Source organism: Mycobacterium sp. MFM001 (assembly GCF_003402475.1).
GTDB lineage: Bacteria > Actinomycetota > Actinomycetes > Mycobacteriales > Mycobacteriaceae > Mycobacterium.
In genome coordinates, this window is record NZ_BFAB01000009.1 from 47,734 (window position 1) to 68,395 (window position 20,662).

13 protein-coding genes and 1 pseudogene are annotated in these 20,662 nt (G+C 67.9%); 11 read left to right on the forward strand and 3 right to left on the reverse strand.

Annotated features, from left to right (window positions below):
• Positions 1-67: 67 nt before the first annotated feature.
• A complete protein-coding gene (locus MFM001_RS16390) occupies positions 68-637 on the reverse strand; it encodes a nucleotidyltransferase (protein WP_192886967.1) in 570 nt (189 codons plus the stop codon).
• A gap of 18 nt (positions 638-655) precedes the next feature.
• Here MFM001_RS16390 and MFM001_RS16395 point away from each other — a divergent pair, with 18 nt between their 5' ends.
• The 4 genes and pseudogenes from MFM001_RS16395 (at position 656) to MFM001_RS16410 (ending at position 7,069) form a co-directional block, all read left to right on the forward strand.
• The gene (locus MFM001_RS16395; RefSeq protein WP_116376346.1) at positions 656-1,435 is read left to right on the forward strand and encodes an endonuclease/exonuclease/phosphatase family protein; all 780 of its coding nucleotides are present in this window, start codon (positions 656-658) and stop codon (positions 1,433-1,435) included.
• 9 nt (positions 1,436-1,444) lie between these two features.
• On the forward strand, positions 1,445-5,572 hold the full coding sequence (locus MFM001_RS16400; RefSeq protein WP_116376347.1) for an NEW3 domain-containing protein: 4,128 nt from the start codon (positions 1,445-1,447) through the stop codon (positions 5,570-5,572).
• Positions 5,569-6,177, forward strand: a complete 609-nt coding sequence (locus MFM001_RS16405; protein ID WP_116376348.1) for a malonyl CoA-ACP transacylase — start codon at positions 5,569-5,571, stop codon at positions 6,175-6,177. Before MFM001_RS16400 ends, MFM001_RS16405 begins: the two co-directional genes overlap by 4 nt.
• Positions 6,178-6,183: 6 nt before the next feature.
• Positions 6,184-7,069 (forward strand): annotated as a pseudogene (locus tag MFM001_RS16410) (ROK family protein).
• Here the strand turns inward: MFM001_RS16410 and MFM001_RS16415 are convergent.
• Positions 6,970-7,419 (reverse strand): helix-turn-helix domain-containing protein, encoded by a 450-nt coding sequence (locus tag MFM001_RS16415; protein WP_238159239.1) that lies wholly within the window; start codon positions 7,417-7,419, stop codon positions 6,970-6,972. The pseudogene MFM001_RS16410 and the gene MFM001_RS16415 sit on opposite strands and share 100 nt — an antisense overlap.
• Before the next feature lie 57 nt (positions 7,420-7,476).
• Between MFM001_RS16415 and MFM001_RS16420 the strand changes: the two genes are divergently transcribed.
• The 3 genes from MFM001_RS16420 (at position 7,477) to rplL (ending at position 9,190) form a co-directional block, all read left to right on the forward strand.
• A complete protein-coding gene (locus MFM001_RS16420; protein WP_116376350.1) occupies positions 7,477-7,896 on the forward strand; it encodes an anthrone oxygenase family protein in 420 nt (139 codons plus the stop codon).
• A gap of 244 nt (positions 7,897-8,140) precedes the next feature.
• Positions 8,141-8,770: a 50S ribosomal protein L10 gene (rplJ, locus tag MFM001_RS16425; protein WP_116376351.1), complete on the forward strand. Its 630-nt coding sequence runs from the start codon at positions 8,141-8,143 to the stop codon at positions 8,768-8,770.
• A 27-nt stretch (positions 8,771-8,797) separates the two neighbouring features.
• Complete coding sequence (gene rplL / locus MFM001_RS16430) at positions 8,798-9,190, forward strand: 50S ribosomal protein L7/L12 (protein ID WP_045385028.1); 393 nt, start codon at positions 8,798-8,800, stop codon at positions 9,188-9,190.
• A 26-nt stretch (positions 9,191-9,216) separates the two neighbouring features.
• Here the strand turns inward: rplL and MFM001_RS16435 are convergent, their stop codons facing one another.
• Positions 9,217-9,915: a TetR/AcrR family transcriptional regulator gene (locus tag MFM001_RS16435; protein ID WP_116376352.1), complete on the reverse strand. Its 699-nt coding sequence runs from the start codon at positions 9,913-9,915 to the stop codon at positions 9,217-9,219.
• A 61-nt stretch (positions 9,916-9,976) separates the two neighbouring features.
• On the opposite strand from MFM001_RS16435, the gene MFM001_RS16440 reads away from it, so the two are divergent.
• From MFM001_RS16440 to MFM001_RS16455, 4 genes are all read left to right on the forward strand, one after another.
• Positions 9,977-11,479 carry a carotenoid oxygenase family protein gene (locus tag MFM001_RS16440; RefSeq protein ID WP_116376353.1) on the forward strand — a complete coding sequence of 501 codons (1,503 nt, stop codon included), beginning with the start codon at positions 9,977-9,979 and terminating at the stop codon, positions 11,477-11,479.
• A 116-nt stretch (positions 11,480-11,595) separates the two neighbouring features.
• Positions 11,596-12,675, forward strand: coding sequence for an ABC transporter ATP-binding protein (locus MFM001_RS16445; RefSeq protein WP_116376354.1), 1,080 nt, complete (start codon positions 11,596-11,598; stop codon positions 12,673-12,675).
• Positions 12,676-13,078: 403 nt separating this feature from the next.
• Positions 13,079-16,567, forward strand: a complete 3,489-nt coding sequence (locus tag MFM001_RS16450) for a DNA-directed RNA polymerase subunit beta (RefSeq protein ID WP_371685554.1) — start codon at positions 13,079-13,081, stop codon at positions 16,565-16,567.
• 35 nt (positions 16,568-16,602) lie between these two features.
• Positions 16,603-20,553, forward strand: a complete 3,951-nt coding sequence (locus MFM001_RS16455) for a DNA-directed RNA polymerase subunit beta' (protein ID WP_116376356.1) — start codon at positions 16,603-16,605, stop codon at positions 20,551-20,553.
• Positions 20,554-20,662: the final 109 nt, after the last annotated feature.

Below are 20,662 nucleotides of genomic sequence, written 5' to 3' on the forward strand. Positions count from 1 at the left end.
TGAGTGCGGCAGAGTATCGGCATGGCCGAGTGATGCCGGCCCGGCTGCGCCCGCCTTGGTGCCGCCGTTACCCGATGATGCCCAGCCGCTCGACGAGCACCAAAAACGCCGCCGCGAAGTCGTTTCCCGCGGTGTCGGCGCGCACCCGGTCCCAGTCCACCTGCTCGCGGACCGCTCGGACGGACGGCAGCAGCGACGCGAAGTCGCAATGGTGCTCGGTCAGCGCGCACAGCTTCTGGATCACCACTTGCGTCGGCCGCAACACCGGCATCCGGATGGCCAGCACGTCGCGCTCCTCGGCCGAACCGATCAGGTCCGCATCGACCGCCACCCCGTTGATCCGGTGCAGCACATCCACGACCGCGTCGTCGACGCACGCCTTGAACAGCCAATCCTCCGGCGTGCGGTCGATGCTGAATCCGGCGTCGGCCAGCGTCTTGGCCGCCACTTCGACGTCGGGCTCGGTGACGACGAAATCCACGTCGTGCACGGGTTCCGGTGCGCCGTAGACCCACAGCGCATAGGTGCCGGCCAGCGCGAACTGCGGGCCGTTCGCCTTCAGCGCCGAGGCCGCGCGGCGCAGCGCCTCACGCAACTCGTCGTTGCGGGCGAACAGCTCTGATCCGTGCGCGGTCATGATGGGTAGGTAATACCCATGCGGATGGCCACCTTCAACATCCTGCACGGCCGCAGCGTGCACGACGGGGCGGTCGACGTGAACCGGCTAGCCGACTGTGTGCGGCGGCTGGACGCCGACGTGCTGGCCTTGCAGGAGGTCGACTGCGACCAGCCCCGCTCGGGGATGGCCGATCTGACCGCCGTCGCGGCCGAGGCGATGGGCGCGATCAGCCACCGGTTCGTCGCCGCGATCTCCGGCACGCCGGGTGCGACGTGGATGGCCGCCACCGGCGGCGAGCAGCCCGGCACCGCCGCTTATGGCATCGCGCTGTTGTCGCGGTATCCGGCGCTGAGCTGGCAAGTGCTGCGGCTGCCGCGGATCGCCATGAAGTTCCCGATGTATCTGCCGGGTCCGGGCCGGGTGCAGGTCGTCGACGAAGAGCCCCGGGCGGCCGTGCTGGCCCGGCTCGACACCGATCTGGGCGAGCTGACCGTCGCCAACACCCACTTGTCGTTCGTGCCGGGCTGGAACCGGGTGCAGCTGCGCCGGCTGATTCGCGATCTGCGTGGTTTCCCCGGTCCGCGGGTCCTGATGGGGGACCTCAACATGAGCCCGCCCACGCCGCGGCGCTGGACCGCCATGCGTCCGCTGGCCACCGCCAAGACATTTCCGGCCGATGCCCCCGACCGCCAGCTCGACCACATCCTCACCGACGACGCCCGGCTGGTCGTCGATTCGTGTGCGACGCCGACGTTGCCGATTTCCGATCACCTACCGGTCGTCGTCGACGTGACGAGGGCGAGCACAACCTCGTAGGGTGCGGGAGTGCAGGTCATCGCTGCAGAGTCGACGGAACTGTTCGTCGGCCCGCCGGACGCACCGCTGCAACTGGCCCGGATCACGGTCAGCGGCTGCGCCGAGCCGACGCCGATATGGGTCGACGGGGCCGGCTTGGCTGGCGAAGCGCGCATCGAAGCCGGCCAAACCGTCGTCGAAGTGCCTGTCGCGGTTGAGCATCCGGTGATCGGCCAGCGGCGGACCGCGCGGGTGCACGCCGACGACAGCTCCCTGGGGTTCGCGTTCATGGTCGCCGAGCCGGGCTGGACGATGTTCATGATCAGCCACTTCCACTACGACCCGGTGTGGTGGAACACCCAGGGCGCCTACACCAGCGAGTGGCGCGAGGACCCGCCGGGCAGGTGCCGGCAGGCCAACGGCTTCGAGCTGGTGCACGCGCATCTGGAGATGGCCCGTCGCGAGCCCGAGTACAAATTCGTGCTGGCCGAAGTGGATTACCTCAAGCCGTACTGGGACACCCATCCGGAGGATCGCGCCGACCTGCGGCGGTTCATCGACGAGGGCCGCGTCGAGATCATGGGTGGCACCTACAACGAGCCCAACACCAACCTCACCAGCCCGGAGACCACGATCCGAAACCTGGTGGCTGGCATGGGCTTTCAGCGGGACGTGGTGGGAGCTCATCCGGCCACCGCCTGGCAGCTCGACGTGTTCGGCCACGACCCGCAGTTCCCCGGGATGGCCGCCGACGCCGGCCTGACCTCGAGTTCGTGGGCCCGCGGCCCGCACCACCAGTGGGGCCCGATGCACAGCGACGGCGGTCTTTCCGGCATGCAGTTCTGCAGCGAGTTCGAGTGGATCGCCCCGTCCGGGCGCGGCCTGCTCACCCATTACATGCCGGCGCATTATTCGGCCGGCTGGTGGATGGACGAATCCACGTCGCTGACCGAGGCCGAGCAGGCCACCTATCGACTGTTCGAGGATTTGCGCAAAGTCGCCTTGACCCGCAACGTGCTGCTGCCGGTCGGCACCGATTACACGCCGCCGAACAAGTGGGTCACCGAGATTCACCGCGACTGGGCTGCGCGCTACACCTGGCCGCGGTTCGTGTGCGCGTTGCCGCGGGAGTTCTTCGCCGCGGTCCGCGCCGAATTGGCGGCCCGCGGCCTGACGCCGTCGCCGCAAACCCGCGACATGAACCCGATCTACACCGGCAAGGACGTGTCGTTCATCGACACCAAGCAGGCCAACCGGGCCGCCGAGCATGCGGTCCTGGAGGCCGAGCGGTTTGCGGTGTTCGCAGGTGTTTTGGGTGGTGTTGAGTACCCGCAGGCGGCGCTGGCCAAGGCGTGGGTGCAACTGGCTTACGGCGCGCACCACGACGCCATCACCGGCTCGGAATCCGATCAGGTCTACCTCGACCTGTTGACCGGTTGGCGCGACGCGTGGGAGCTCGGTCGCGCTGTTCGGGACAGCTCGCTGGCTGTGCTGTCGGGTGCGGTCGACGGTGATGTCGTGGTGTGGAACCCGTTGGCGCACAGCAGGACCGACGTTGTCACCGTCCCTCTCGGCGCCGGCATCATGACCGCCGACGGTGCCAAGGTACCCGCTGTTGTCGACAATGGGTCGGTCACGTTTGTGGCCCGTGATGTGCCGTCGCTGGGCTGGCGGGCCTATCGAGTGGCCGCCGGCGCGCTGGATTCCTGGGAGCCGTTGGCCGGCAACGAGATTGCCAACGAACACTACCGGCTGAGCGTCGACCCGGCGCGTGGCGGCGGGGTCTCGTCACTGGTGCACGACGGCCGGCAGCTGATCGCCGAGGGCCGGGTGGGCAACGAGCTTGCCGTCTACGAGGAATATCCCGCCCATCCGACCGGCGGCGAGGGCCCCTGGCATCTGCTGCCCAAGGGGCCGGTGGTGTGTTCGTCGGAGGCGGCCGCGGAGGTGCAGGCGTATCGCAGTCCCGTCGGCCAGCGGCTGGTGGTGCGCGGCCGGATCGGCACGCTGCTGCGCTACACGCAGACAATCACGCTGTGGCAGGGGATTTCGCGGGTGGACTGCCGCACCACAGTTGACGAGTTCACCGGCTCCGACCGGCTGTTGCGGCTGCGCTGGCCGTGCCCGGTGCCGGGTGCCATGCCGGTCAGCGAGGTCGGCGACGCCGTCGTGGGGCGCGGTTTCGCGTTGCTGCACGACGGCGACCGGTCGGTCGACGCCGCACAGCATCCGTGGACGCTGGACAACCCCGCCTACGGCTGGTTCGGGTTGTCGTCGGCTGCCCGGATACGGCTGGGCGACCGCGGCGATCCGGTGCACGCGGTGTCGGTGGCCGAGGTGGTCTCGCCGACGGAGGCCGTGTCCGGGTCGCTGGCGCGCGACCTGATGGTGGCCCTGGTTCGCGCGGGGGTCACCGCGACCTGCAGCGCCGCCGACAAGCCCCGCTACGGCTACCTCGACGTCGACTCCAACCTGCCCGACACCCGGATCGCGCTGGGCGGCCCGGGCCAGAATGCATTCACCAAAGCCGTTCTGGCCGCGGCAGATCCGGCGTACAGCATCGAGCTGGAGCGCCAGCTCGCCGACACCGGCCGGGCCCGGGTGTGGGTGCCGGCAGCGACGACGCTAGCGACGACGTGGGTGCCCGGCGCCGACCTTCGCGACCCGCGGGCGCTGCCGGTGCTGGTGATCGCCGGCCGTGACGACACCGACCTAGGCCCCGCGATCGCGGCGGTGACCGACGACCTCGCCGACGCCGAAATCGTTGTCGCCCAGCAAGCCCCGTCGGAGATGCAACGGTTCGAGCCGCACACCGTCGCGCTGCTCAACCGCGGGGTGCCCAGCTTCGCCGTCGACACCGACGGAACTCTGCACACCGCGCTGATGCGCTCCTGCACCGGCTGGCCGTCCGGCATCTGGACCGACGAACCGCGCCGCACCGCGCCGGACGGGTCCAACTTCCAGTTGCAGCACTGGACCCACACCTTCGACTACGCGCTGATCTCGGGCGCCGGCGATTGGCGGCAGGCCGAAATCCCGGCTCGCAGCGCAGAATTCGGCTACCCGCTGCTGGCCGCTGCGGGGGCGAGCGGTGGACTGCCAGCGACGGGCTCCCTGTTGCACATCGAGCCCGCCGGTGCGGTGCAGCTGGGCGCTTTGAAAGCGGCGGGCAACCCGCTGGCCCGCGGCAGTGCCGAACCCATCGACCCTCATTCGATCGCTCTGCGACTGGTCGAAATGCACGGCGCTGCAACCGAACTCGACGTACAATCGCCGCTCGGCAAGCTGTCGGAGCTTCGATCGGCCGACCTGTTGGAAACGCCGCAGCGAGCACACCCGAGCGCGCTGCACGGCTACCAAATCGCCACGGTGCTGGCGAAACTCGACATACCCAAGGTTTCCGACGGCGCCACGCATGTGCCGGATGTCGAAAGCGTCCAGCCGCTCTACGCGCGGTATTGGCTGCACAACCGCGGGCCCGCCCCGCTGGGCGGCCTGCCGGCCGTCGCTCACCTGCACCCGCAGCGGGTCAGCGCCGCCGCCGGTGACGAGGTAGTGCTGCGGCTGACCGTGGCCAGCGATAGCACCGACGCACCGCTGACAGGGCGCGTCGCACTGCGCTGCCCGCCCGGCTGGAGGGCCAGGCCCGCCGAACTTCCGTTCGCGTTGCAGCCCGGCGAATACCGCGAGACCGATGTGACCGTCACGATGCCGCCGCGTGCCGAACCCGGGCTGTACCCGCTGCGGGCACAGCTGCACGTCACCGGCGACGATGTGCCGACCGCCTGGCGCCAGACCGTGGAGGACGTGACCATGGTGACCGTCGGCGGCGTCGACGGCCGCGCGGCTTACTTCGTCGACGACCCCTCCGACATCGAAGTCAGCGCAGGCGATTCGGCGCGGTTGACCGTCACCGTCGGCACCGAGGCGTGCGCAGACCTGGCGCTGGAGGCACACCTGATCAGCCCGTGGGGCACCTGGGAATGGCTCGGGCCGGCCGCGCACGGTGCGGTGCTGCCCGCGCGCGGCTCCGTCGAGATCGGCTTCGACGTCGCGCCGCCCGCGTGGGTCGAGCCGGGTGAGTGGTGGGCGCTGGTCCGGGTGGGTTGCGCTGGGCACCTGCTGTATTCGCCGGCGGTGAGGGTGACGGTCCGATGATCGTCGCAACCGTCGCCGGCATCGGCGTCCCGGTCGACGAGGTGGACGCCCGGGAGGCGCGGCTGCGCGACGGTCCCCTGGCGGCCGCGCTGCCCAAGGCGGGCACCAGCGAGGGACGCCAACTGCGGCGCTGGCTGACCCAGCTGATCGTGACCGAGCGGGTGATCGCCGCCGAGGCCGCAGCACTTGGCGTGACCGACGCAGACCCACCCATCGAGTCCGAGCTGCTGCCTGATCCGACGGCCCGCCTTGAGATCGGCAGCGTGGCCGCCGCGGCGCTGGCGAACCCGTTGGCGCGCAAGGTGTTTGACCGCATCGCCGCCGACGTTGAGGTCAGCGACGCCGACGTCGCCGCCTACCACGCCCGCAACCCGCTGCGATTCGCCGCATCAGCGCCCGGCGGCGACGGCTGGCGACGCCCCGCGGCCACAGCGCCGTCACTGAACGACGTGCGCCCGCAAATCGCCGACCATCTGCGGGCAGCGGCCCGGCGCCGCGCATTTCGGGTCTGGCTGGACGCGCGCCGGGCCGCGCTGGTGCGACTGGCGCCCGGCTACGAGCATCCCGGCGACCCGCGACAGCCCGACAACACCCACCGGCACTGACGCCGCATGCTCACCCTGGCGCTCGACATCGGTGGCACCAAGATCGCGGTGGGCCTCGTGGATTCCGTTGGCGCAGTGGTCTATTCCACTACGAGGCCGACTCCCGCCACCGAGGTGTGGACCGTGGCCGAGGCAATGATCGGCGAGGCGTTGGACGTGGCCGGCGGCGCGGTAGCCGGTGTCGGTGTGGCGTCGGCCGGGCCGATCGACCTTGCCGCCGGGACCGTCAGCCCGGTGAATATCGCCGGTTGGCGCGGATTCCCACTGCGGGACAGGGTCGCTGCCGCGGTGCCGGGTGTGCCGGTGCGCCTCGGCGGCGACGGGCTGTGCATGGCGCTCGGCGAGCACTGGCGCGGCGCGGGGCGGGGCGCACGCTTCCTGCTCGGCATCGTGGTGTCCACCGGCGTGGGCGGCGGGCTGGTTCTCGACGGCGCGCCGTATCACGGCCGCACCGGCAACGCCGGCCCACGTCGGTCACGTGGTCGTCGACCCGGACGGGCGGCCGTGCTCGTGCGGCGGCCGAGGCTGCGTCGAGACCGTCGCGGCCGGCCCGTCGATGACACGCTGGGCGCGGGCCAACGGCTGGGGCGGGGCCGACGCCCTGGCGCTGGCCGAGTCGGCAGCGGCCGGAGAACCGGTGGCGCTGCGGGCATTTGAACGCGGCGCCGACGCGCTGGCCGCGATGATCGCTTCGGTGGCCGCGGTCTGCGACTTGGATGTGGTGGTCGTCGGCGGGGGAGTGGCCAACGCCGGCGGGCTGCTGTTCGACCCGCTGCGCGCAGCGGTCGCCGGTCACGCCGGCTTGGAGTTCATTGGCGACTTGCGGGTGGTACCGGCTGCCCTCGGCGGCGACGCCGGTCTGGTCGGGGCGGCTCGGCTCGTCGACCGCTGACCGCGGCGCTGCATGTGCTGTCGACCCCAGTCGCACAGCGTGGCGAGCACCGGGGCGAGCGTCAAACCGTAATCCGAAATCGAGTAGTGCACGCAGGGCGGGACGGTGCGGGCGTCGTGGCGCTCGATGATTCCGTCGTCGACAAGTTCGTGCAGATGGCGGATCAGCATCCGCTCGGTGATGCCCGGAATGCTGCGCCTCAACTCGGCGGTGCGCATCGGGCCGTCGCAGAGCCGCCACAGGATGGTGCCCTTCCAACGCCCGTCGATCACCGACAGCGCGGCGTCGATCGGGCAGTCGCTCTCGACTTTTTTCGACACCGCCATCGCAGCTCCCGGCCTCGCAGTCATGCTGACTAATTTGTCAGTACCTTGTTTTATGTCAGCGTAACGGACAGAGTTACGGCCATGACGGAAACCATCGAAATAGTGGCGGTGCTGATCACCGGCTCGTTGCTCGGAGCCGAGTTCGCAGTCGCCGCGTTTGCGAACCCGGTCTTCGCCGGTCTGCCTGACGAAGCCTTCCGCGTGGCCCGCAGCGACGCCAGCCGGCTACTGGGCCGGGTCATGCCGTTCTGGTATGCCGCCACACTCGCGGCATTGGTCCTCGTCACTGCGGTCGCGCGCAGCTGGCTCACCGGGATCGCGGCCGTTCTGATGACCGCCGTCGTGCTGCTGTCGGTGATCGTGCTGGTGCCGATCAACAACCGCATCGGGACGGGAGATTTCTCCCGGGCGCTGGCACGCCGCTGGGATCGCTTGCACTGGGTGCGGGTGGCGATTCTGGCCACCCTTTTCGTGGCGCTGACCGCCGCCTGTTTTGGCTGATCGCGGCGCAAACGCTATTGTGGTGGCCGATCCACCGAAGACCGTCGGTCACCGAGCAATCGGTTGAAGGTCCGGGAATTCCCGGCGGCCCACGCAGGAGGACGAGGCACGCTGATACTGCACGCCCCGACCGCTTCCTGCGTCGGGGCGTTCGTCGTTTCCGGGCCCGTTCGTGACGATCGCAAGCGCGGCGAAGCCGGGCGCGGCGGGTCGTCGCGCGACACTGAGACCCAAGGAGGTATGCATGGCCCGGGCTGACAAAGCCACCGCCGTTGCAGACATCGCCGAGCAGTTCAAGGCATCGACTGCCACACTGATCACCGAATACCGGGGTCTGACGGTGGCCAACCTGGCCGAGCTGCGCCGGTCATTGGCCGGGTCAGCCACCTACGCCGTCGCCAAGAACACGCTGATCAAGCGGGCCGCCACGGAGGCGGGCATCGAAGGTCTCGACGAGCTGTTCGTCGGGCCCACCGCGATCGCGTTCGTCACCGGCGAGGCCGTCGACGCCGCCAAGGCGATCAAGACCTTCTCCAAGGACCACAAGGCGCTGGTCATCAAGGGCGGCTACATGGACGGTCGCGCGCTGACCGTCGCCGAAGTCGAGCGCATCGCCGACCTGGAGTCCCGCGAGGTGCTGTTGGCCAAACTGGCCGGCGCGATGAAGGCCAACCTCGCCAAGGCCGCCGGTCTGTTCAACGCGCCGGCATCGCAGGTGGCCCGCCTTGCGGCTGCGCTGGAGGAGAAGAGGGCCGCCGAGGCTCCCGCCGAAGCGGCTCCCGCCGAAGCAGCCGAGGCTCCCGCCGAAGCAGCGGCCCCCGCCGAAACCGCCGAGGCCCCGGCCGAAGCGCCCGCCGAGACATCAACCGAATAACGCACACACCGAGGAAGGACCCACACCATGGCCAAGCTGTCTACTGACGAACTGCTCGACGCTTTCAAGGAGCTGACTCTCCTGGAGCTCTCGGAGTTCGTGAAGAAGTTCGAGGAGACCTTCGAGGTCACCGCCGCCGCGCCGGTCGCCGTCGCGGCCGCCGCTCCGGGCGCCGCCCCCGCCGCAGCCGAGGCTGCCGAGGAGCAGTCCGAGTTCGACGTCATTCTCGAGGGCGCCGGCGACAAGAAGATCGGCGTGATCAAGGTCGTCCGCGAGATCGTCTCCGGCCTGGGCCTCAAGGAGGCCAAGGACCTGGTCGACGGTGCGCCCAAGCCGCTGCTGGAGAAGGTCACCAAGGAGGCCGCCGACGAGGCCAAGACCAAGCTCGAGGCCGCCGGCGCCACGGTCACCGTCAAGTAGTTCGACGCACGACAACCCCCGGGGGCCTACACCCCGGGGGTTTCGTGTACCGCCGAACGCTGCGACCGCTCGACGCGCTCACGCGAATCACCCAGCGCGACAAGCAGATTCGTCGTCATAGCGGCGAGCACCGGCCCGACGGCGGCGCCGTCGTCGCCGTAGTAGCCCGCCAGTTCCAGCATCACGAAACCGTGTACTGCCGCCCAGAACTGGGCGGCGATCGCCACCACTGACGCGTCGTCGGACGCGGATCCCGCCGTGATCCGGCCCGCCAGCATCGACCGATGCACCGGACGCACCACGCGCGCGAAGCTCGGGTAGTGCTCGCTGATCTCGGCCACGCTCAGGCTGACGACGTTGTGCGCCGGCGCGTTGATGCCGTGTGCGCTGGTGCTGCCGAACATCAGCCGGTACATGTGTGGATGCTCAAGGGCATAGCGCCGGTAGGCGATCCCGGTGGCCACCAGGTCGGCAACCGGGTCGGCGCTCTCCGGGACGGTCAGCGCGTCGGCGAATTGCCGCAGGCCCTCTTCGGCCACCCCGGCGATCAATGCCCGCATCCCGCCGAAATGGGTGTACACCGCCATCGTCGACGTCCCCGCCCCGCCGGCGACCTTGCGGGTCTGCAGCGCGTCGGGCCCCTCCTCGTTGAGCAGCCTGACTGCGGCGTGCACCAACTCGTCGCGCACGCTGCGTTGCATCTGCGGGAAATTCATCGTTGCCATCCTGTCACAGCAAGCGTACGGTGCCTATAACAGCATAATATCAACGTTATAGGAGCTAGAGATGACCACCGCCACCACCACGCAGTCGACCAATCCCTATCTCGACGGCTTCCTGGCCCCGGTGCCCGCCGAGGTGACGGCGACCGATCTGCCAGTCACCGGTCACATTCCCGAACACCTCGACGGCCGCTATCTGCGCAACGGGCCCAACCCGGTCGCCGACGTCGACCCGGCCACCTACCACTGGTTCAGCGGCGACGCCATGGTGCATGGGGTCGCACTGCGCGACGGGCAGGCCCGCTGGTACCGCAACCGCTGGGTCCGGACCGCAGCCGTGTGCAGGGCCCTCGGCGAGCCCACGCCCGCAGTGCTCGACCCGCGCGCCGGGATGCTGTCCGTCGGTCCCAACACCAACGTGCTCAGCCATGCCGGACAAACCCTGGCCCTGGTCGAAGGCGGCGGCGCCAACTACCGGCTGACCGACGACCTCGACACCGTGGGGACCTGCGACTTCGACGGCACGCTTTCCGGCGGCTACACCGCCCACCCGCACCGCGACCCGGCAACCGGCGAATTGCACGCCGTCTCATACTCTTTCGCGCGCGGGCACCACGTGCAGTACTCGGTGATCGACGCGCAGGGACGGGCCCGACGGACCGTCGACATCGAGGTGAGCGGGTCGCCGATGATGCACGACTTCTCGCTGACCGAGAAGTACGTCGTGATCTATGACCTGCCGGTGACGTTCGACCCCGTGCAGGTGCTGCCGACGAACGTGCCGCGCTGGCTCGGCCTGCCCGCCCGGCTGGTGGTGCAGTCGCTGCTCGGCCGAGTCCGGATGCCCAGCCCGATCACCGCGATGGTCAACCGCAATCGCCAACCGATCAACCAGATGCCGTACCGCTGGAACCCGGGCTACCCGGCGCGCATCGGCGTCATGCCCCGCGAGGGCGACAACAAAGACGTGCGGTGGTTCGACATCGAGCCGTGCTACGTCTACCACCCGCTCAACGCCTACTCGGAAACCCGCGACGGCGCCGAGGTGCTGGTGCTCGACGTGGTGCGCTACGAGCGGATGTTCGACCGCGACCGGCGCGGCCCGGGCGATAGCCGGCCGGCCCTGGACCGCTGGACGATTAACCTGGCGACCGGCACGGTGTCCACCGAACGCCGCGACGACCGGCCGCAGGAGTTCCCGCGGATCAACGAGGGCGTGCTGGGTACCCGGCATCGCTTCGGCTACGCCGTCGGCACCGCGGGCGGGTACGTCCCCGATGGGCCATCCGAGATGTCCACGGCGCTCTACAAGCACGACTACGCGACCGGCTCCAGCGCCGTCGCCGCTCTCGACCCCGCCCTTTTGATCGGGGAGATGTCTTTTGTGCCGAACCCGGCGGGCCGCTCCGAGGACGACGGGATCCTGATCGGCTACGGCCATCACCGCGGCCGCGACGAGGGCCAGCTGCTGCTGCTCGACGCCGAAACCCTCGAGTCGGTGGCCACGGTGCACCTGCCGCAGCGGGTGCCGATGGGCTTCCACGGGAACTGGTCGCCGCGTGTCTAGCGGCGGGTGACACGCCTACCGGCGGGTAGCCGGCGATACGCGTGTTGCTGGCCGCCCGCGTAGGCTAAAGTGACTGAAACCACAGGCCAGACAGCAACGTCAGCGGGAGGATTCGCATGGGCAAGGCAATCCGGGTGGAAGGACTTACCAAGTCCTTCGGATCCCAGCGAATCTGGGAAGACGTCACGATGGATATCCCGCCGGGCGAGGTCAGCGTGCTGCTGGGCCCGTCGGGTACCGGTAAGTCGGTGTTCTTGAAGTCGCTGATCGGTCTGCTGCGCCCCGAGCGCGGCTCGATCATCATCGACGACACCGACATCACCGAGTGCTCGGCCAAAGAGCTCTACGAGATCCGCACCCTGTTCGGGGTGATGTTCCAGGACGGCGCGCTGTTCGGGTCGATGAACATCTACGACAACACCGCGTTCCCGCTGCGCGAGCACACAAAGAAGAAGGAAAGCGAAATCCGTGACATCGTCATGGAGAAGCTGTCGATCGTGGGTCTGGCCGGCGATGAGAAGAAGTTCCCCGGTGAGATCTCGGGTGGTATGAAAAAGCGTGCCGGGCTGGCCCGTTCGCTGGTGCTCGACCCGCAGATCATCCTCTGTGACGAGCCGGACTCCGGTCTGGACCCGGTGCGTACCGCGTATCTTTCCCAGCTGCTGATCGACATCAACGCCCAGATCGACGCCACGATCTTGATCGTGACGCACAACATCAACATCGCCCGCACGGTGCCGGACAACATGGGCATGCTGTTCCGCCGCAAGCTGGTCATGTTCGGCCCGCGCGAGGTTTTGCTGACTTCCGACGAGCCCGTCGTCAAGCAGTTCCTCAACGGCCGGCGGATCGGTCCGATCGGTATGTCGGAGGAAAAGGACGAGGCCACCATGGCCGAGGAGCAGGCCCACTTGGAGGCCGGCCACCACGGCGGCGGTGTCGAGGAGATCGAGGGCGTGCCCCCGCAGATCACCGCCACGCCGGGCATGCCGGAGCGCAAGGCGGTCGGCCGTCGTCAGGCCAGGGTCCGCGAGAACCTGCACTTGCTGCCCAAGAACGCGCAGCAAGCCATCCTCGAGTCCTTCGAGGGCACCGCGCAGGACTACCCGGCGCACGAGCGCGACTTCGGCGGCGAGGACGACCGCGGCCGCCATCGCGACTATGACGCGCCCACCGAGACAATCCGCACTCAATAGTCGACCCACGCCGCGGCAGTGCCGGGAAGGAGTTCTCGCTGACAAGTTGGCGCGTCAACCCTTGACGGACGAGCCGGAAGGGGTCAGTCTGTTGGGCAGCATGTGTGCAGGGAAATCCCGAGACGGCGGCCAGCGCCCGGATCGCCGAGGGTTCCGAGCACGGTAGTTGAGGAATGCGCAGTCCTGCGCTATTGTTGGACGTTGCGCTGGCTGCCTCCTGCCCATCTCACCCGCCACTTGACACCGTGGTCCTAGCCTGAGCCCGTTTCCGGCTCAGCGATCTAGCCGTGTGCGTGAGATTTGGACAGTTCGTCCGCCAGCCGAACCGACACAGTTATCGCGGCGAAAGGTCCGGTGGCCGCCGGCTCCCCGTTAGTCGCACGAGGTGCTGGAAGGATGCATCTTGGCAGTCTCCCGCCAGAGCAAGACAAACCGTCAAACTTCCTCCAATAGCTCCGTTCCCGGGGCACCCAACCGAATTTCTTTTGCGAAGCTGCGTGAACCGCTCGAGGTTCCCGGCCTGCTGGACGTGCAGACCGACTCCTTCGAGTGGCTGATCGGCACGCCGGAGTGGCGTGAGAAGGCGACCGCGCGCGGCGACGTCGCGCCCAAGGGCGGCCTCGAAGAGGTGCTCGACGAGCTCTCGCCGATCGAGGACTTCTCCGGCTCGATGTCGCTGTCCTTCTCCGACCCGCGCTTCGACGAGGTCAAGGCGCCCGTCGACGAGTGCAAAGACAAGGACATGACGTACGCGGCCCCGCTGTTCGTCACGGCGGAGTTCATCAACAACAACACCGGCGAGATCAAGAGCCAGACGGTGTTCATGGGCGACTTCCCGATGATGACCGAGAAGGGCACGTTCATCATCAACGGGACCGAGCGCGTGGTGGTCAGCCAGCTGGTCCGCTCGCCCGGCGTCTACTTCGACGAGACCATCGACAAGTCGACCGAGAAGACCCTGCATTCGGTCAAGGTGATCCCGAGCCGCGGCGCGTGGCTGGAGTTCGACGTCGACAAGCGCGACACCGTGGGTGTGCGCATCGACCGCAAGCGCCGCCAGCCCGTCACCGTGCTGCTCAAGGCGCTGGGCTGGACCAGCGAGCAGATCACCGAGCGGTTCGGCTTCTCCGAGATCATGATGTCGACGCTGGAGAAGGACAACACCGTCGGCACCGACGAGGCGCTGCTGGACATCTACCGCAAGCTGCGCCCGGGCGAGCCGCCGACCAAGGAGTCGGCGCAGACCCTGCTGGAGAACCTGTTCTTCAAGGAGAAGCGCTACGACCTGGCCCGGGTGGGCCGCTACAAGGTCAACAAGAAGCTCGGCCTGAACACCGAGTCTCCGATCACGACGACCACGCTGACCGAAGAGGACGTCGTCGCCACCATCGAGTACCTGGTGCGCCTGCACGAGGGCCACGCCACGATGACCGTCCCCGGCGGCATCGAGGTCCCGGTGGAGACCGACGACATCGACCACTTCGGCAACCGACGCATCCGTACCGTCGGCGAGCTGATCCAGAACCAGATCCGGGTCGGCATGTCGAGGATGGAGCGCGTCGTCCGCGAGCGGATGACCACCCAGGACGTCGAGGCGATCACGCCGCAGACCCTGATCAACATCCGCCCAGTGGTGGCCGCGATCAAAGAGTTCTTCGGCACCAGCCAGCTCTCGCAGTTCATGGACCAGAACAACCCGCTGTCCGGGCTGACCCACAAGCGCCGGCTGAACGCGCTGGGCCCCGGCGGTCTGTCCCGGGAGCGGGCCGGCCTTGAGGTGCGCGACGTGCACCCGAGCCACTACGGCCGGATGTGCCCGATCGAGACCCCGGAGGGTCCGAACATCGGTCTGATCGGCTCGCTGGCGGTGTACGCCCGGGTCAACCCGTTCGGCTTCATCGAGACCCCCTACCGCAAGGTGGTGGACGGCCGGGTGACCGACGAGGTGGTCTACCTGACCGCTGACGAGGAGGACCGCCACGTCGTCGCGCAGGCCAACTCGCCGATCGACGACGACGGCCGGTTCACCGAGGACCGCGTCCTGGTCCGCCGGAAGGGTGGCGAGGTCGAGTACGTGTCCTCGTCCGAGGTCGAGTTCATGGACGTCTCGCCGCGCCAGATGGTGTCGGTGGCCACCGCGATGATCCCGTTCCTCGAGCACGACGACGCCAACCGTGCCCTGATGGGTGCCAACATGCAGCGCCAGGCGGTTCCGCTGGTGCGCAGCGAGCGGCCGCTGGTCGGCACCGGCATGGAGTTGCGCGCGGCGATCGACGCCGGTGACGTCGTCGTCGCCGACAAGGCCGGCGTCGTCGAGGAGGTGTCGGCCGACTACATCACGGTGATGGCCGACGACGGCACCCGGCAGAGCTACCGGTTGCGCAAGTTCGCCCGGTCCAACCACGGCACCTGCGCCAACCAGCGTCCGATCGTGGACGCCGGCCAGCGCGTCGAGACCGGCCAGGTGATCGCCGACGGCCCGTGTACCGACGACGGCGAGATGGCGTTGGGCAAGAACCTGCTGGTGGCGATCATGCCGTGGGAGGGCCACAACTACGAGGACGCGATCATCCTCTCCAACCGCCTGGTGGAAGAGGACGTGCTGACCTCGATTCACATCGAGGAGCACGAGATCGACGCCCGCGACACCAAGCTGGGCGCCGAGGAGATCACCCGCGACATCCCGAACGTGTCCGATGAGGTGCTGGCCGACCTCGACGAGCGCGGCATCGTCCGCATCGGCGCGGAGGTCCGCGACGGCGACATCCTGGTCGGCAAGGTGACCCCGAAGGGTGAGACCGAGCTGACTCCGGAGGAGCGGCTGCTGCGGGCGATCTTCGGCGAGAAGGCCCGCGAGGTCCGCGACACGTCGCTGAAGGTGCCGCACGGCGAGTCCGGCAAGGTGATCGGCATCCGGGTGTTCTCCCGTGAGGACGACGACGAGCTGCCGGCCGGGGTCAACGAGCTGGTCCGCGTCTACGTCGCACAGAAGCGCAAGATCTCCGACGGCGACAAGCTGGCCGGCCGGCACGGCAACAAGGGTGTGATCGGCAAGATCCTGCCCGTCGAGGACATGCCGTTCCTGCCGGACGGCACGCCGGTGGACATCATCCTGAACACCCACGGGGTGCCGCGACGGATGAACATCGGCCAGATCCTGGAGACCCACCTGGGTTGGTGTGCGCACAGCGGCTGGAAGGTCGACGGCAAGCCCGACTGGGCGGCCAAGCTGCCGGAGGAGCTGCTGGAGGCCGAGCCGAACAAGATCGTCTCGACGCCGGTGTTCGACGGCGCCCGCGAGGAGGAGCTGCAGGGCCTGCTGTCCTCGACGCTGCCCAACCGCGACGGCGAGGTGCTGGTCGACGGCGACGGCAAGGCGATCCTGTACGACGGCCGCTCGGGTGAGCCGTTCCCGTACCCGGTGACCACCGGCTACATGTACATCATGAAGCTGCACCACCTGGTGGACGACAAGATCCACGCCCGCTCCACCGGTCCGTACTCGATGATCACCCAGCAGCCGCTCGGTGGTAAGGCGCAGTTCGGTGGCCAGCGGTTCGGTGAGATGGAGTGCTGGGCCATGCAGGCCTACGGCGCGGCGTACACGCTGCAGGAGCTGTTGACCATCAAGTCCGACGACACCGTCGGCCGGGTCAAGGTGTACGAGGCGATCGTCAAGGGCGAGAACATCCCCGAGCCGGGCATCCCGGAGTCGTTCAAGGTGCTGCTCAAGGAACTGCAGTCGCTGTGCCTCAACGTGGAGGTGCTGTCGAGCGACGGTGCCGCCATCGAGATGCGCGACGGCGACGACGAGGACCTGGAGCGCGCCGCGGCGAACTTGGGAATCAACTTGTCCCGCAACGAATCTGCCAGTGTGGAAGATTTGGCCTAATTGTTTTCTAGTCCCGAAACCCGAAAGGGAGTTACGTGTTAGACGTCAACTTCTTCGATGAGCTCCGCATCGGCCTGGCCACCGCCGACGACATCCGTCAGTGGTCCTACGGCGAGGTCAAGAAGCCGGAGACCATCAACTACCGCACATTGAAGCCGGAGAAGGACGGCCTGTTCTGCGAGAAGATCTTCGGACCGACTCGCGACTGGGAGTGCTACTGCGGCAAGTACAAGCGGGTCCGCTTCAAGGGCATCATCTGCGAGCGCTGTGGCGTCGAGGTGACCCGTGCCAAGGTGCGCCGCGAGCGGATGGGCCACATCGAACTGGCCGCTCCGGTGACGCACATCTGGTACTTCAAGGGTGTGCCGTCGCGGCTGGGCTACCTGCTGGACCTGGCGCCCAAGGATCTCGAAAAGATCATCTACTTCGCGGCGTACGTGATCACGTCTGTCGACGAGGAGATGCGGCACAACGAGCTGTCCACGCTCGAGGCCGAGATGGTCGTCGAGAAGAAGGCGGTCGAGGACCAGCGTGACGCCGACCTGGAGGCACGGGCTCAAAAGCTCGAAGCCGACCTGGCCGAGCTGGAGGCCGAGGGCGCGAAAGCCGATGCGCGGCGCAAGGTTCGCGACGGCGGCGAGCGGGAGATGCGCCAGATCCGCGACCGGGCCCAGCGTGAGCTGGACCGGCTCGAGGACATCTGGAACACCTTCACCAAGCTGGCCCCCAAGCAGCTGATTGTCGACGAGAACCTCTACCGCGAGCTCGTCGACCGCTACGGCGAGTACTTCACCGGCGCCATGGGCGCGGAGTCGATCCAGAAGCTGATCGAGAACTTCGACATCGACGCCGAGGCCGAGGCGCTGCGTGAGGTCATCCGAAACGGCAAGGGGCAGAAGAAGCTTCGTGCTCTGAAGCGGCTGAAGGTGGTGGCCGCGTTCCAGCAGTCCGGCAACTCGCCGATGGGCATGGTGCTCGACGCCGTCCCCGTGATCCCGCCGGAGCTGCGTCCGATGGTGCAGCTCGACGGTGGCCGGTTCGCCACAAGCGACCTGAACGACCTGTACCGCCGGGTGATCAACCGCAACAACCGGCTCAAGAGGCTGATCGACCTCGGCGCGCCCGAGATCATCGTCAACAACGAGAAGCGGATGCTACAGGAGTCCGTGGACGCGCTGTTCGACAACGGCCGTCGCGGCCGTCCGGTCACCGGGCCGGGCAACCGTCCGCTGAAGTCCCTTTCGGACCTTTTGAAGGGTAAGCAGGGCCGGTTCCGTCAGAACCTGCTCGGTAAGCGCGTCGACTACTCGGGCCGTTCGGTGATCGTGGTCGGCCCGCAGCTCAAGCTGCACCAGTGCGGTCTGCCCAAGCTGATGGCGCTCGAGCTGTTCAAGCCGTTCGTGATGAAGCGTCTGGTCGACCTCAACCACGCACAGAACATCAAGAGCGCCAAGCGGATGGTGGAGCGTCAGCGTCCGCAGGTGTGGGATGTGCTCGAAGAGGTCATCGCCGAGCACCCGGTGCTGCTGAACCGCGCGCCCACCCTGCACCGGCTGGGCATCCAGGCCTTCGAGCCAATGCTGGTGGAAGGCAAGGCTATTCAGCTGCACCCATTGGTGTGTGAGGCGTTCAACGCCGACTTCGACGGTGACCAGATGGCGGTGCACCTGCCTTTGAGTGCCGAGGCGCAGGCCGAGGCGCGGATCCTGATGCTGTCGTCGAACAACATCCTGTCGCCGGCGTCGGGCCGTCCGTTGGCCATGCCGCGTCTGGACATGGTGACCGGGCTGTACTACCTGACCACCGAAGTTCCCGGCGACAAAGGCGAATACGTGGCTGCGGCCAAGGACCGTCCCGAGTCCGGGGTGTACGCCTCGCCGGCCGAGGCCATCATGGCGATGGACCGCGGCGTGCTGTCCGTGCGGGCCAAGATCAAGGTGCGCCTGCAGCAGTTGCGGCCGCCCACCGAGCTCGAGGCCGAGTTGTTCGGCGTGAATGGTTGGCAGCCAGGGGATTCCTGGATGGCCGAGACCACGCTGGGCCGGGTGCTGTTCAACGAGCTGCTGCCGACGGGCTACCCGTTCGTGAACAAGCAGATGCACAAGAAGGTGCAGGCTGCGATCATCAACGATCTCGCCGAGCGCTACCCGATGATCGTCGTCGCGCAGACCGTCGACAAGCTCAAGGACGCCGGCTTCTACTGGGCCACCCGCTCCGGTGTGACGGTGTCGATGGCCGACGTGTTGGTGCCGCCGCGCAAGCAGGAGATCCTCGACTCCTACGAGGAGCGGGCCGACAAGGTCGAAAAGCAGTTCCAGCGTGGTGCTTTGAACCACGACGAGCGCAACGAGGCGCTGGTGGAGATCTGGAAGGAAGCCACCGACGAGGTCGGCCAGGCGCTGCGTGAGCACTACCCCGACGACAACCCGATCATCACGATCGTCGACTCCGGTGCCACGGGTAACTTCACCCAGACCCGGACGCTGGCCGGCATGAAGGGTCTGGTGACCAACCCGAAGGGTGAGTTCATCCCGCGGCCGATCAAGTCGTCGTTCCGTGAGGGCCTGACGGTGTTGGAGTACTTCATCAACACCCACGGCGCCCGAAAGGGCTTGGCGGACACCGCGTTGCGGACCGCCGACTCGGGGTATTTGACCCGTCGTCTGGTGGACGTGTCGCAGGACGTGATCGTCCGCGAGGCCGACTGCGGCACCGAGCGCGGCATCACCGTCGAGCTGGCCGAGGCTGCGCCCGACGGCACCCTCATCCGCGACCCCTTCATCGAAACCTCCGCGTACGCCCGCACTTTGGGCACCGACGCGGTGGACGAGAAGGGCAACGTCGTCGTCGCACGTGGACACGACCTCGGTGACCCCGAGATCGACGCCCTGCTGGCGGCCGGTATCACCCACGTGAAGGTGCGCTCGGTGCTGACCTGCGCCACCGGCACCGGCGTGTGCGCCACCTGCTACGGGCGTTCGATGGCGACCGGCAAGCTGGTCGACATCGGCGAGGCCGTGGGTATTGTTGCGGCGCAATCGATTGGCGAGCCCGGCACGCAGCTGACCATGCGCACCTTCCACCAGGGTGGTGTCGGTGAGGACATCACCGGTGGTCTGCCCCGCGTGCAGGAGTTGTTCGAGGCCCGGGTGCCGCGCGGTAAGGCGCCGATCGCCGACGTCACCGGCCGGGTGCGTCTGGAGGAGGGCGAGCGGTTCTACAAGATCACGATTGTCCCCGACGACGGCGGCGAGGAAGTGGTCTACGACAAGCTCTCCAAGCGGCAACGCCTGCGGGTGTTCAAGCACGAGGACGGCACCGAGCGGCTGCTCGCCGACGGCGACCACGTCGAGGTCGGCCAGCAGTTGATGGAAGGCTCCGCCGACCCGCACGAGGTGCTGCGGGTTCAGGGCCCCCGCGAGGTGCAGATCCACCTCGTCAAGGAGGTCCAGGAGGTCTACCGGGCCCAGGGTGTGTCGATCCACGACAAGCACATCGAGGTGATCGTCCGGCAGATGCTGCGCCGGGTGACGATCATCGACTCGGGCGCGACGGAGTTCCTGCCAGGCTCGCTGATCGACCGTGCGGAGTTCGAGGCCGAGAACCGTCGGGTGGTGGCCGAAGGTGGCGAGCCCGCCGCCGGTCGCCCGGTGCTGATGGGTATCACGAAGGCGTCGCTGGCCACCGACTCGTGGCTGAGTGCGGCGTCGTTCCAGGAGACCACGCGAGTGCTGACCGATGCGGCGATCAACTGCCGCAGCGACAAGCTCAACGGTCTGAAGGAGAACGTGATCATCGGAAAGCTGATCCCGGCCGGTACCGGAATCAACCGCTACCGCAACATCCAGGTGCAGCCGACCGAAGAGGCGCGGGCCGCGGCGTACACGATCCCGTCGTACGAGGATCAGTACTACAGCCCGGACTTCGGCCAGGCCACCGGTGCTGCGGTGCCGCTGGACGACTACGGCTACTCCGACTACCGGTAATTTGCGCGGAAAGGGCCCCGGGTTTCCCGCCCGGGGCTTTTTCGTCTGCGCCGAACGTGCGGCAGGACGCACGTTCGACGTCGACAGTGCGGCTAGCCGCACTCTCGGG